At 54.2% G+C, this 13,940-nt stretch carries 10 protein-coding genes and 1 pseudogene; 6 read left to right on the plus strand and 5 right to left on the minus strand.

Annotated features, from left to right (window positions below):
• The first annotated feature begins 60 nt into the window (after positions 1–60).
• The 4 genes from OIN60_RS03625 (at position 61) to OIN60_RS03640 (ending at position 6,475) form a co-directional block, all read left to right on the plus strand.
• Complete coding sequence (locus OIN60_RS03625) at positions 61–1,365, plus strand: MFS transporter (RefSeq protein WP_305753514.1); 1,305 nt, start codon at positions 61–63, stop codon at positions 1,363–1,365.
• Between the two features lie 147 nt (positions 1,366–1,512).
• Positions 1,513–3,345 (plus strand): helix-turn-helix domain-containing protein, encoded by a 1,833-nt coding sequence (locus OIN60_RS03630; RefSeq protein WP_305753515.1) that lies wholly within the window; start codon positions 1,513–1,515, stop codon positions 3,343–3,345.
• A gap of 98 nt (positions 3,346–3,443) precedes the next feature.
• On the plus strand, positions 3,444–4,466 hold the full coding sequence (locus OIN60_RS03635) for an ABC transporter substrate-binding protein (RefSeq protein ID WP_305753516.1): 1,023 nt from the start codon (positions 3,444–3,446) through the stop codon (positions 4,464–4,466).
• Complete coding sequence (locus OIN60_RS03640) at positions 4,463–6,475, plus strand: iron ABC transporter permease (RefSeq protein WP_305753517.1); 2,013 nt, start codon at positions 4,463–4,465, stop codon at positions 6,473–6,475. Before OIN60_RS03635 ends, OIN60_RS03640 begins: the two co-directional genes overlap by 4 nt.
• A gap of 134 nt (positions 6,476–6,609) precedes the next feature.
• On the opposite strand, the gene OIN60_RS03645 is transcribed toward OIN60_RS03640, so the two are convergent.
• Positions 6,610–7,071, minus strand: a complete 462-nt coding sequence (locus OIN60_RS03645) for a discoidin domain-containing protein (RefSeq protein WP_305753545.1) — start codon at positions 7,069–7,071, stop codon at positions 6,610–6,612.
• A pseudogene (locus OIN60_RS03650) lies at positions 7,048–8,202 on the minus strand (family 8 glycosyl hydrolase); the annotation flags it as partial. The gene OIN60_RS03645 and the pseudogene OIN60_RS03650, both read right to left, overlap by 24 nt.
• A 348-nt stretch (positions 8,203–8,550) precedes the next feature.
• On the opposite strand from OIN60_RS03650, the gene OIN60_RS03655 reads away from it, so the two are divergent.
• The gene (locus tag OIN60_RS03655) at positions 8,551–9,225 is read left to right on the plus strand and encodes a sulfite oxidase-like oxidoreductase (RefSeq protein WP_305753518.1); all 675 of its coding nucleotides are present in this window, start codon (positions 8,551–8,553) and stop codon (positions 9,223–9,225) included.
• Positions 9,226–9,396: 171 nt separating this feature from the next.
• Positions 9,397–10,395: a Gfo/Idh/MocA family protein gene (locus tag OIN60_RS03660; protein WP_305753519.1), complete on the plus strand. Its 999-nt coding sequence runs from the start codon at positions 9,397–9,399 to the stop codon at positions 10,393–10,395.
• A gap of 287 nt (positions 10,396–10,682) precedes the next feature.
• Here the strand turns inward: OIN60_RS03660 and OIN60_RS03665 are convergent, their stop codons facing one another.
• The 3 genes from OIN60_RS03665 to OIN60_RS03675 form a co-directional block, all read right to left on the minus strand.
• Positions 10,683–11,564, minus strand: a complete 882-nt coding sequence (locus tag OIN60_RS03665; RefSeq protein WP_305753520.1) for a carbohydrate ABC transporter permease — start codon at positions 11,562–11,564, stop codon at positions 10,683–10,685.
• 4 nt (positions 11,565–11,568) lie between these two features.
• Complete coding sequence (locus OIN60_RS03670) at positions 11,569–12,453, minus strand: carbohydrate ABC transporter permease (protein ID WP_305753521.1); 885 nt, start codon at positions 12,451–12,453, stop codon at positions 11,569–11,571.
• A gap of 129 nt (positions 12,454–12,582) precedes the next feature.
• Entirely contained in the window at positions 12,583–13,917 is a 1,335-nt protein-coding gene (locus OIN60_RS03675) for an extracellular solute-binding protein (RefSeq protein ID WP_305753522.1), read from the minus strand.
• Positions 13,918–13,940: the final 23 nt, after the last annotated feature.

Genomic DNA, 13,940 nt, shown 5'->3' on the forward strand with positions numbered 1-13,940 from the left:
GCTAGTTGGTATGTAAATAACGTTTTTCAATTAAGTAATCACATATGGAGGGAAATAACGATGCAAACCGCAAGCGAAACCAATGAAAATACGACCGTTACATCAAGCAAAACAAGTCTGTTCACCAAGGATTTCACGTTCCTCGTGATCTGCCAAATCATTACGTTGTTCGGCAATGCCATGCTGCGCTTCGCGCTGCCGCTGTACATTCTGGAGCAGAGCGGCAATGCCGCCCTCTTCGGACTCGTCTCGGCCAGTGCGTTCCTGCCGATGATTATCCTGTCGCCGATCGGCGGTATGATCGCGGACCGGGTCAACAAGCAGCGAATGATGGTAACGCTTGATTTCTTGTCAGCCGCGCTGGTTCTCGGATTTATGCTGGTCAACGGCCAGGTCTCGCTGATCCCCCTGGTTATCGTTGTTTTGGTGTTGCTGTATGGAATCCATGGTGCCTACACGCCGGCGGTGCAGGCGAGTCTGCCTTTGCTGGCGAAGCAGGAGCAGATGGTATCGGCTAGTGCTGTCATCAATTTAGTCAATTCGCTTTCGTCGCTTCTCGGGCCAATTATCGGCGGGATGTTGTACAGCGCTTATGGGCTTACGCCTATTCTGGCGGGAGGCGGTGTGAGCTTCCTGATCGCTGCTGTCCTGGGACTGTTCATCCGTATCGCGCATAAGAAACAGCAGGCTTCAGGCAGTATGCTGGCCATCGCGAAAGACGATATGAAGCGGAGCATGCGCTATATTATGAAAGAAAACCCGATTATGGCTAAAGTGATCGGCATCGTATTCTTGTTCAATCTGTTTATGAGCGCCATGCTCATCATTGGGCTGCCCGTGCTGATTACCCAAACGTTGGGGTTGAGCATCCTTCATTATGGAGTTGCGGAAGCTGCGCTTGCCGCAGGCGGATTGACCGGTGGTATTCTGGCCGGCGTACTGGGCAAAAAATTGACTTTGCGGCATGCCTATCTGTTGCTTTTGCTATGTGCCGCAGGAAGCATTCCCATGGGGCTCGTCATTTTGCTCGGCTTGCCTGCATTTACCTGCTATATCGTCATCACTGCCATGAGCTTTCTGCTCATGATTGCCGCCACGATATTCACGGTGCAGATGTTCGCGTTTGTGCAAGTGCAGACGCCACCTGAACTGCTGGGCAAAGTCATTTCTTGTCTGATGGGTTTGACCCTGAGCGCCCAACCGATCGGGCAGGCCATATACGGCTTGCTGTTCGAGCGCTTCGCCGAATTCTCGTGGGCGATATGGCTTGGGGGCGCGACAGTGGCCTGCCTCATTGCCGTATTCTCCAAGCGCGCTTTCAGCGGGATTCGCGAAGAAACGGCAGCTTCGGCCATCCAGAAATAACATTCGCGGAAGGGTCTGCACCGAACATTTCGGTGCAGACCCTTCCATCTTTCAATCCGGGAGGTTACAATTTTGAAAGAATCAAAGTCGTCCCCAAAATAGTCCCCAATTGCTTCGGATACATAGACAAGAAGGGAGCTGTCGAACATGTTCCTGAAAAAACATACCGTAACGCGAAACGGCAAAACTTATTGTTATTACCGGATCGTGGCCGCCTACAAAGACGACGCCGGTCGGAGAAAGCACCGCCTGGTGAAGCATGTAGGCTCATTGACGGAAGAAGAAGCGGAGCAGCTCAGGCAAGAGCTGCGCTCCGGAAGGCATCGGCCTAAGCCGGATATGTCTGCGGCCGGGCCGCCCGGAAACCGGTTGGATGCGACGGCTTTTATCCCGAGAGCGATTCAACTGCTGGCTTACCATGAACCTACTGATAAAGAGTGGAATTTGACGGAGTACGATATGCTTTTGTTTGTACGCGAAGGAATGGGTGAATTGCACATGGCTGGCAAAAAAATTATGCTCGCCCCAGGCATTGCCGTATTTTGCCCAGCCGGTACGGGGCTGTATATCATCAACGACGAGCCCCGGAAATTGCTGGTCGACCGCATTGTTTTCGATACCCTTGTTTTTGCGGAGAGCTTCCCGGGCGGCGGTGCATACGAACAGGCCGCAGCCAGCCCGTTGCCGGCGGGAGAAATTCGTCTTTCTTATCCTAAGCGGGTGCTGCATCTGTGCAAGGAGCTGCATGCTGCGGCGCAGCCTGACAGGGAACGTGATTCGTTGAAAGTACAATCGATATTTACACAGTTGCTCGACAGCGTTTTTCGTTCCTCCTTTTCAAGGGAAGCTGGCGGGCCGGAGCGATGGATCGAACGTTCTGTTCGATATATCAGAGAGCATTATCAGGATCATGTTACACGCGATCAATTGGCGGCGATGGTTGGCATCAGTCCTGAGCATTTTTCCAGAATATTCATGAAAGAAACAGGCCGCAGCTTCATCGACTATTTGAACAGAGCGCGTATTCGGAAAGGACGCGAGCTGCTGCAGCTTACACGGCAAAGCGTCCATGATATAGGAGTAGCGACAGGCTTTGGGAGCGGGTATTATTTCAGCCGCAAATTTAAGCAGTTGACCGGCGTGTATCCGACGGAATACAGAAAGAGGCCAAAAAATTATGCGGCACTTAATCCGCATGCAACTTCATGCCTGCTAGCGTTCGGCATCGTGCCAAAGCTCGGCGTCGTTGGTGAATGGATGAAACCATGGATGCTCGCGTATTACAAGAGGCAGGGCGATTTGTCTTCGTTCCGGGAGACGCAGTGGTACAACGAGAGCGTTATACAGAAACTTGATGAGCTCGGCATTGACCTGGCGATCGCGTATTCCGATGAAGAAGGGGCGGAGCGATTGAGTGATTGTGTTCCAGCGCTGCTGCTACCGAGCGAATGCACGTCATGGCGCAGCGAATTACTCTGTCTGGCCGCTGCAGTCGCCCGGGAGCAGCAGGCGGCCAATTGGCTGGCCATGTTCGACCGGAAAGCGTCTGCGTCAAGGGACAGGCTGGCTCCGCTCCTAAGCCGGGGGGATACCGTGCTTATTGTCAAAATCGTCTCGGGAAAATTGTATGTCTATGGAAATTTGACAAGTATGGGCGGCAATGTCATTTACGACGCGCTGCAGCTAAAGCCGCCGGCAGCGGTCAAGCGGGACATTATCGACAAAGGGCTGCTCAATATACCGGTAGCGCCGGAGGCCCTTACGAATTATGCCGCCGATCATATTTTTTTGTTTCACTATCACTCGAATTGGTATGCGGAGATGTCGTCTGTGCTGGAGACCGACCAATGGCGTCAATTGGAGCAGGCTTGCCGCAAGCGTATTTATACACCGGATTACAATGTTTTTTACGGCTATGACCCGCTGTCCATGGATCTGCAGCTCGATAAGGCAGTCGAGCTATTGTCATCACAAATGTAATAATTATGTATCATCTTTGTCCATTGACGGGTGAAAGGAACGTTGCTAACATTCTCAATGATAATGATTATCAATATTGCCGAGAGGAAGTCGTAAGAATGAAACAACGCAAAGGAATTTCGGGTCTGGTATTAACGCTGCTGATCATTTTTCTGACGGCCTGTGGAAGTGCGGGGACAAACAACGCGAGCTCTGACGGTGGTACAGCGGGAGAGAGGCAGCAGGCGGATGCAGGAACTGAGGGCGCTGGTACAGGACCGATAACGATAAAACACGACAAGGGCGAGCTGAAGCTGGACAAGCCGGCTGTCCGTGTCGTATCGCTTGATTGGCTGTTCACCGAGTCGTTGGTTGCGCTTGGTATGCAGCCGGTGGGCAACGCGGAGAACGAAGAGTATAAAAATTGGATGCCTTCCGAGGCCGCAGTAGCGGATGATGTCATGGAGCTCGGCATAAAGGATGAGCCGGATCTGGAGGCGATCGTTGCGCTGAAGCCGGACCTGATTATCGCGGGTACCGCCTATCAGGAAGCGATTTATGATCAGCTTAACGCTATTGCTCCAACGATTATGTTCACTCAATATCCGGCAGACGGTGATCAATATACGAGAATGATGGACATTTTCAACGAGATAGCGGCCGCAGTGGGCAAGACGGAGGAAGCGGAGCAGTATGTGGCCGGGTTGAACCAGCATTACGAGGAGGCCAAAGCCAAGCTTGCCGCCGCCGATCAGGCGGACTTGCCTTATCTTCTGATTCAGGGCCGCAGCGATCAGAATGCCGCCGCCTTGTGGACTATGACAGAAACGTCGATGGCCATCCAAACGCTGGATCGTATCGGCCTGCAGAACGTCTGGAAACCCGGCAAATTCGAGCAATACGGATACACCGATACGGGCGTCGAGCAGCTCATTCCTGTGCAGGATGCCACTTTGCTGTCTGTGGCGCAGCAGACGGATGATGTGTTCAACCAGCAATTGACGACCAATTCGGTATGGAACGACCTTGCTTTTGTTAAAGAAAATCGGCACTATGCGCTGGATGGAAGCACCTGGTTATTCGGCGGACCGATATCGGCCAAGGTGCTTGTCGACGAAGTTGTTAAATCGTTGCAGCCATGAGGCTGGCCGGCATATTCGGGGGAGGGGTTGTCGCTCTTCTTGCCTTATTCCTGCTCAGCTTGTATGTGGGTGACGCGCCTATTCCTCCCTCGGACATCTTCGAAGCGCTGCTGATGCCGCAGGACGACCCCTACCATCATTCGATCTGGGATATCCGTATGCCACGCGCCGTCATCGGCCTGCTGGCAGGCGCGGCATTTGCGGTCGCAGGTGTGCTGCTGCAGACGATTACGCGCAATCCGTTGGCCGCGGCCGATACGCTGGGCATTAACGCCGGCGCTTATTTTATGGTGGTGCTGGGCACGGTTGCGTTTCCGCTGCAGCTCCACCATTCTCCTTTTGTATTTGCTGCAGCGGGCGGGGCGCTGGCGGCCCTCGCCGCTTATTTGCTGGGCGGCGGCCGCGCCGCGGCGCCGGTCCGGCTGGCTCTCTCCGGCATCATCGTATCGATGGTTCTCGGATCGTTTACGGCGGCGCTACACATTTTGAACCCGCTGCAGACGCGTTCACTGTTTCTATGGGGAGCGGGATCGCTGGAGCAGATCAACTGGAGCGGTGCGGAATACGCCTGGCCTTGGGTCATCACGGGACTGCTGGTGGCCTTTTTGCTGGGAAGACAATTCGATGTGCTCGAGTTGGACGAATCGACGGCGCAGTCGCTGGGACAGCGGGGAGGCTGGATTCGTTTTGCCGGAGTTGGGCTGTCCGTGCTGCTTGCGGCTATTGTTGTCAGCGTGGCCGGACCGATCGGTTTTATCGGCCTGCTGGCACCCCATCTGGTGCGCATGGCGGGGCTTCGCGCCCATCGTCTGGTGATTCCGGCCAGTGCATTATGGGGAGCGGTGCTGCTTATTGCCGCGGATATCATCGCACGTATGCTTCGCAGCGAGGTAGGAGAATTGCCGGTCGGCGCGGTCATGGCGGCGGTGGGTGCGCCGTGGCTGATTGGGCTGGTGCTGCGCAAGCTGAAGGGGATCACCACCGGGTCGGCGCAGCCGTCCGTCATGGTCGGTGGTTCAGCCGCTCGTATGCGGTTCGTTCCGCTTGCTCTGGTGCTGCTGGTACTGCTGCTTACGTTCATTCTCGTGAGCTTTACGCTGGGAAGCACCCGCATCCCACTGAACGAGCTGTGGGGCAGTCTTATCGGAGCGGACAGCACCTCGTCTTATTCGATCCTGCTGAACTTGCGCATGCCGCGTATACTCGTAGCTGCCGTGGCCGGTTTTGCGCTTGCGGTCAGCGGTGTGCTGATTCAAAGTGCCATCCGCAACCCGCTGGCTGACTCCTGGATTATTGGCGCAGCACCCGGCGCAGGGCTGGGAGCACTGCTGCTGATCGTCGTCTGGCCGCAGGTTCCGTTTGGCTTTCTTCCGGTTGCGGCCATAGCCGGAGCCGTGACGGCTGCTTCGATTGTTCTCCTGCTGGCCTGGCGTAAATCGCTGCAGCCGTCTGTTCTGATTTTGCTTGGCATTGCCGTATCCGCCGCCGCTTCGGCTGGCATCCAGGCGTTGCTGGTGAGGGGAAGCTTTTCCGGGAACAAGGCGCTGATCTGGATTAATGGCAGCACCTATGCGCGTGGCTGGCAGGATTTGCTCGTCATCGTCTGTTTTATCGCGGTATTGTTGCCCGTGTCCTGGACGCTTGGCCGCAAGTTCGATGTGCTGGCCTTCAGCGATGAGAGCTCGACCGGCCTCGGCTTGCAGGTGCGGCGCACCCGACTGCTGGCTATGGCCGCCGGTGTGCTGCTTGCGGCCGGAGCCGTGTCAAGCGTCGGCACGATTGGTTTTGTCGGCTTGATGGCACCGCATGCCGCCCGGCTCCTAATCGGTCATCGCACGCGGCACCTGCTTATCCTTTCCGGCCTGCTTGGGGCGGTGCTGCTTGTGCTGGCCGACACGATCGGCCGCATCCTGCTGGCACCAAAGGAAATCCCTTCAGGGCTGATGATCTCTCTGATCGGCTCGCCATATTTTCTGTTCCTGATGTACAGGAGCATGGGGCGAAAGTGACCGGAAAAGTGACCGGATAGGTTACGAAGCAGCAGGAACGTTGAAATGATCCTAGGATTGACGAACAGCAGCCCTTCAGTGTTTTTTGCACTGGAGGGCTGTTTTATGCCAAGTTCTATAGCTTGGATACTGTATCAGCTCGGCCCATACACGCCGAATTCATAGAGGGAATATCCGTACGGCGTGCCTCTGCCTGTTCCCAGCATCCGGACATAGCGGGCATTGGTCGTCTGGAAGTTAATCGTCTCTGTGCCGCCTTGTCCGTTGGTCTTGGAATATACCTGGGTCCAATTGACCGGAGATCCGCTGTCCGTCGATATCTGGATCTGGTAGCTGGTTGCATAAGCGGATTCCCAGTTCAGGATGACTTTGTTGATGCTTCGTGTGCTCCCGAGATCCACGTACAGCCATTGCGGATCAATGCCTTCCGCGCTGGCCCAGCGGGTTGTGGTATTTCCGTCGAAGGCGCGTGAAGGTTCGAAACCAGCTGCCTCTGTCGAGCTGGCTTGGGCGCTTTTACCTGCGGCCAGGTTCGTGCCTGTAGGAGGAGGAGTAGTTCCGCCGGAGGAGCCTGGCTTCCACCAGTTGCCTGAAATGAACAGCATGCTGAGCAGGTTATAGGAGTCGCTAAAATAGTTTTCCCGTTGGTTGATCATCCAGTCCCAGCCTGAATTGACCCATGCCTGGTGACTGCTGTCGGATACACCGGCCGCAACGAACGGGGCCACAAATACAGCAGTAGCATATCCGCCGAAGGCCGTTCCGTTCAACTGGTAGCCATCCCGGACATTAGCCGGATTGCCGCCGGTTTTGCCTTTGATCCAGCCTGCGATTTTGGTGGAGATCGTTTTGCCTCTCTGGTCTCCGTACAACGCGTAATCCATAACGATGCGTAGGGGAACGCGGGCTGCATTGTAGTAATAGGCGCCTGTGTATTGGGATTCATCAAGGAACCAAGGCCCGGCAGGCTGGGCGGGATTGCCGACGACAAAATCGGAAATCAGTCCGGTAACCGGTGAGTGGGTGCTGCTGAGCTGCGCATATTTGCTGTACAGGTTATTGATAACGTTCAGCCAGGTCTGGTCGTTCGTGACAGCATAGAAAGCCCGCAGATGGCTGAGCATCCAGTCGGAAGGACGTGTGTCATAGGTGGTTTTGGAGTCCCAGTCTCCCAAATTCAGTCCGTTGTTGGTGGTGACGTAGCTGGTTTTAATGGCATTGATCATATGGGTGGCTTCCTGCAAATAGTTTACCGAGCCGCTGGAGCCCCACTGATCATGAGCAAGAACGAGTGAATAGGCAATGTCCAGGTCTCCGTCTGTCGCCGAGCCGAAATGCCCCTGAGCGGCAGGATCATCCGCCACAACCCATCCCATCAGACCAGGATTGCCGGAGCTTTTGTAGGCACGCGCAGTTTTGAACAAGCCGTTATAAATCGTCTGGGCATTCGCATCATGACCGGCCATAAGTGCTGTTATGACCATGCCGTACCCCTGGCCTTCGGAGGTGCCAAGCGGCTCAAAGCCTTCCGCGTCACCGGTAATATCGCCTTTTACATAGTATCCTCCGGGAAGGGAGGACAGATCATTGCGGAGGTAAGCGGATTTCCAATAATTATAATAAGAGGCGACGGACTGGTTCATGGCAGCCTGGCTGACATGATTGGGCTTGATCACTCCGGGGTAACTAACCTGCTGCGGAAAAGGCTTTTGTTCGCCGGCTGCGCTGGCCGTTGGAGCGGGTCCCGTCAAGCCGAATGCAGATAGGATAAGCGTCAGGCAAAGGAGCGGCGTACACCACATGCGGCGGGCACTTGTAAATGAACGGAGGCTGAGTTTGGACATTTCTATTCCTGCCTTTCAGAATGGTATGGAATTTCTGGGCACCCATTTACCTATTTTTAACAGAATTGATCACATTCGTCTATGGGAGTTTAGGCTCATTATTTCTTTGTTAAGTGAATTATTGTACAATGGTAAAGCAAGTCGGAGGTTCAAATGCTGATGTGCAGCGGATAATATATATAACTGGGGCGAATTGTGCTCCTGAAATTCCCTGTTGTGGAGGAGAAACATATGCAAAACAAAGCCGACCGCCTCAAGGCGGCGCGGGTGCCGGAACGTCCCGAGCTGGATGCGGAGCGGCAGCGCCGCCTGCCGCCCGGACAGACGCTCACTGAGAGCTTTCCCATCCTGCATGAAGGGAGGGTTCCCGAATACGATCTGGCCACCTGGGATTTGCGTATTTTCGGCGAAGTGGAGGAGGAGCGGACGTTTACGTTTACAGAGCTGCAAGAGCTGCCTGTAACCCGGACGGTCAGCGACATCCATTGTGTGACCCGCTGGTCCAAGTTCGACACGCCCTGGGAGGGTGTGCGTTTCTCTGACCTGATGAAGGAGATCGGGGTAAAGCCTGGTGCCGAATACGTCATGATCCATGCCGATCCGGATTACGAGACCAACCTGAAGCTTGCGGATTTGCTGAAGGATGACGTGCTGCTGGCCTGGAGCTATGACGGCAAGCCGCTGACCGCCAAGCATGGCTGGCCGCTGCGTCTGGTTGTGCCCGAATTCTACTTCTGGAAAAGCGCCAAGTGGATTCGAGGCATTGAGTTCATGAAGCAAGACCGGCCGGGGTACTGGGAGAGCAACGGGTTTCATAATACAGCCGACCCGTTCAAGGAGCAGCGTTTCTCGTCAGATGAATATTACATGCCTGAAGATGAATGGAAGTATATGGAGGCGGATTAACCCCCGCGCTATAGGTGGAGCAAGCAGGTGCAAGAAAGGGGATGCTTTATACGTTAAGGCATCGCCTTTTTTTGCATGCGCGGATTTGCTAAAATAGAAAAGAAATCGATTACATATCTTTTACGGCAGCTTGCGGCAGGTGTGCATCAACACTTTGAGGAGGCGGATTGAATGGGACAGAACGATGGGAAAAAAGTGAAATGGGGCATTATCAGCACCGGCTGGATTGCCGGGAAATTTACGGCTGATTTTGTCCATGTGGAGAACGGAGAGCTGTACGCGGTCGGTTCCCGGACCCTCGAAAGCGCCAGTGAGTTTGCGGATAAATATCAAATTCCTCACGCCTATGGAAGTTATGAGGAGCTGTTAAGCGATCCTGAGGTGGATGCCGTGTATATCGGTACGCCGCATCCTTTCCACAAGGAAAATGTGCTGGACGCGCTGCGTGCAGGCAAGGCAGTGCTGTGTGAGAAGCCTTTTACCCTGAACAGCGGTGAGCTGGAGGAAATGATTACCCTCGCCAGAGAGAAAAACCTGTTCCTGATGGAGGCGATGTGGACCCGTTTCCTGCCGACAATCCGCAAGGTGCGGGAATGGATAGACGCCGGGAAGATCGGGGAAGTGCGCTTGGTGAAGGCCGAGTTCGGCTTTCGTTCGGATTGGAAGCCGGAGGGCCGGCTGCTGAACCTTGAGCTGGGGGGCGGAGCACTGCTGGATGCAGGGATTTACCCAGTATCCTTCGCATCTTGGATCTTCGGCTACGAGCCGGAGGATATTTACAGCAAGGCGCATATCGGCGAAACCGGTGTCGATGAAGAATTCTCGATTATGCTGTCTTACAGCGGAGGCCGGACGGCGATGCTGAACGGAGCAGTGCGTCTTGGCCTGACCAATGACGCCTATATCCATGGAACCGAGGGTTATATTCATATTCCATCCTTTCTGAATTCCAAGACGGCGGTATTACATATCGGGGGCAAAGAGGCAGAGACCTTCACTGATGACCGGGCTTCGGCCGGATATGTCTTTGAGGCGGAAGAAGTAGGCCGCTGCCTGAGCGAAGGCCTTATCGAGAGTCCGTCTATTACGCTGGACGAATCCCTCGGTATTATGAGACTGCTGGATGCATGCCGCAACCAATGGGGATTACGTTATCCGGGAGAGAACTGAACCGGTGATCCAGGGGATCGCCTTGCTGATATCCAGCTTCTCTTATTACCTTTGTCCGTAGTAGAGAGTCAGCTCAGAATACAAAAGATCAAGAGCAGGGGCTGTTGTCACCTGTTCTTGATCTTTATCTTTTTAATATTATTAAGCAGAGGGGAGACGCACGCAGCAGCGGAGAGAACGAAGCAATCCCGGAAAAGCGAAGCGTTCGCCTTTGCCCCAAAGGGGCAACAGCGATTGTAGGAATGCTTCGTTCTCGGAGCGTCTCAGAGCGTCTCGTTGCGCTCCCGTCACCCTTTCACAGCCCCCGCAACCATCCCTTTCATAATCTGCTCCTGAAAGATCAGATAAATCACGATGGTAGGGACCACTGCAATCGCCATGGCGGCCATGGTCAGCCCGTAATCGGTCCCGAATCCGTCGGAGAAGATGGACAGGCTCAGCGGGAGTGTCTTGAGCGCCTGCGAGTTGATGAACACGAGCGCAAAGGCAAAATCATTCCAGTAGCGGAGGAAAGCCAGAATGGCCACCGTCGCCATGCCGGGCACCGACAATGGAAGAATGATGCGGATGAACAGCCCCCAGTAGCCCATGCCGTCAATTAGCGCGGCTTCTTCAACCTCTTTCGGAATGGACGTCATGTAAGCCGCAATCAGGAAAATAGCAAGCGACAGCTCGAACGCCGTGTAAGGCAGAATTAAGGCCCAATACGTATCCAGCATGTTGATGTTTTTAAGCATGATAAATAGCGGGACAAGCGTGCTGTGGATCGGAATGAGCATCCCTAGCAGGAAAAAGGCCATAATGGCACCACGCCAACGGAATTGGAACCGTGACAGGACGAACGCGCTCATCGCGCCGAGTAACAGCGTCAGGAGCATGGCTAATACGGTAACGACGGCGGAATTGATCATGGCTTGCCCCATGCCCGCGAGCTTCCACGCCCGGATCATGTTGTCGAAGGACGGTGCCTGCGGCAGCGAGAACGGGCTGCTGAAAAATTCTTCATTGGTCTTGAAGGCACTGATAAAAAGCCAATATAAAGGGTATAAGGTCAACAGTGCATAGAATGTGAGCAGGGCATTCCGTATCCAACGTGATATCGGCAGTCGCTTCTTGTTGCCTCCCTGCCGGGCAAGCGGCAGACCGGAGGTGAGATCGGGTTGTTTCATCAGCTCAGCTCCCTTCCAGCTTTTTGCGATTCATAAGCATCTGGCTGAGCAGGATCAGAAGAGCGCTGATCACTACGATCCATGTTGAAATCGCTGAACCGTAGCCATACCGGTAAACGGCGAACGTGCTGTTGTACATGTAGGTTGCAAGCAGCTCGGTCGTATGCGCCGGGCCGCCGTGTGTCATGACGAATACCTGGTCGAACGCTTTAAGGCTGCCCGCGATACACATCATGACGGTTACCTTGATCGTGTTCCAGATCATCGGCAGCGTAATGTAGAAGAGCTTCTTCGGCCCAACGGCCCCTTCGAGCATCGCGGCTTCCTCCACCTCGGAGGGCAAATTCTGTATGGCTGCAATGAAAATAATCAGATAAGGACCGATATTACTCCAGATGATCGGTATCGAGAGCGCATACATATTGATATCCGGATCAGACAGCCAGGGCTGGGCCCAGGATTCTAGTCCTACCGCATTCAGCAGCAAATTTAATATGCCGATCTGCGGATGATAGATGTACTTCCAGATCAGTCCGATGACGACGGTAGAGAGAACCATTGGCATAAATACGGCAGAGCGGATGACACGGTAGAACCAGCGGTTGCGGGTCAGCAGCAGCGACAGCACAAGGGCGATCGGGACCTGACCGAACACCGATGCGCAGACAATGATAATGTTGTTCTTGAACGAGCGCCAGAACAGAGGGTCCTGGATGACTGAAATGTAGTTATCCCAGCCGGTAAATTTGGCCGTACCGATTCCGCTCCAGTCAAAAAAACCGTAATAGGCCGACCATATGATAGGCACGATGACAAAAAAACCATAAAGAACGATAGAAGGCACCAGACAAAGGAAAAGAAAACCTCTTAACCGTGCAGCAGTGCTCATAACCTCCCCCTCCTTTTTTCTTCACTAAAGTTCCAGCACTTGGCCTGTTATACGGAAGCCGCACCCGAGGGTGCGGTCCGAATTTCATTTATCGGTGGTGCTGCGAAGCGGCATAGCTCTTTAATAAAATTACTTGCCAGTGGCGGCCGCTTGGGTCGTTTGCAGCTTCTCTGCGACAGCGGCGGGATCTCCGCCCAGCATCATTTCCTGCAGTCCGTTATTGACGGCCTCGCCGCCAGCGGCGGACAGGTACAGGTCATACACGGGACTGAATTGCAGTGTTTTGACCAGATTGAACGCTTCGTAGAACAAAGGGGTTACCTTCGATTCATCGATTTCGACGTTATACATGACCATGGAGTTGCTTTCTGCGATGGCCTTCTGCGCCTCTGCGCTGCTCAGTTTGTAGAAGAGCTGCTTTGCCAGCTCAAGCTTCTCTCCTTCGAGATTGGCGTTAAGCACGAAGCCGCCGCCTGGACCACCGGTAATGGTGTTGGCTTCTCCAAGGCCGTTCGGCATGGTTGGGAATACTGTAATGCCCACCTTGTTAATCTGTTCTTCGGATGCGGCAGCGGCCCAGTTGCTGATAGACCATGCTCCGTTCATGATCATGGCGGCATTGCCTTGAATGAACTGCTGCTCGGCCTGCGTATTATCCAAGCTGTTGGCGCCTTCTGGGAATGCTCCTACGTCAACAAGCTGTTTGAAGTAAGTTAAAGATTGCAGGAACTGCGGATCTGCAAAAGAAGCTCCATTGCCGTCCTTGGCGTTCATGAACCAGTCACTGCCGGTTACACGGTCTGCCATGACGCCGAACAGGGTCGATTGAGCTACCCATGGTGCCTGGTTGCCGAGGGCGATTGGCGTAATGCCGGCGGCTTTGAATTTTTCAATGGCGGCCAGCAGTTCTTCCCAGGTGGTAGGGACCTTTACGCCGTTTTGTTCAAAGAGTTCTTTATTATAGAAGAGGAAGGAGGTGGCAGACATGGCGACTGGAGCGGAATAAACCTCGCCGTCATAATTGTAGATATCGGTTGCGCCAGGCAGGAAGCCATCGGCCCAATCCTTGTGTTCTTCCAGCACTGAGGTAACCGGCTGAATCAGGCCCGCTTTCTGAAATTCATCTGTGAAGCTGCCTGCATAGGTCAGGAACAGATCGGGCATTTCCTTGGCGGCGGCTACCGTCTGAATCCGTTGGCGGTAGGCGTCGGTAGGGATAGGCTGTGAATCCACCTTCACCTCGGGATGCTCCTGCTGGAATTCGTCGATCAGGCGGCGCATCGTTTGGGCACGGAGGTCGTCACCGGAATAGTTATGCCAGATGGACAGCGTGATGGTTTCAGCGCGATCGCCGCTGCCGGAGCCACCTTCGGCACCCGTGCTGTTGCCACCACCGCCACCGCATCCGGCTACGATCAGACACAGTGTAAGTACAGTGATAAGAACTTTGAAAGCTTTTGTCATGTTTTCTTACCTCCATCCGTTAA

This window comes from Paenibacillus zeirhizosphaerae (assembly GCF_030705605.1).
Classification (GTDB): Bacteria; Bacillota; Bacilli; order Paenibacillales; family Paenibacillaceae; genus Paenibacillus; species Paenibacillus zeirhizosphaerae.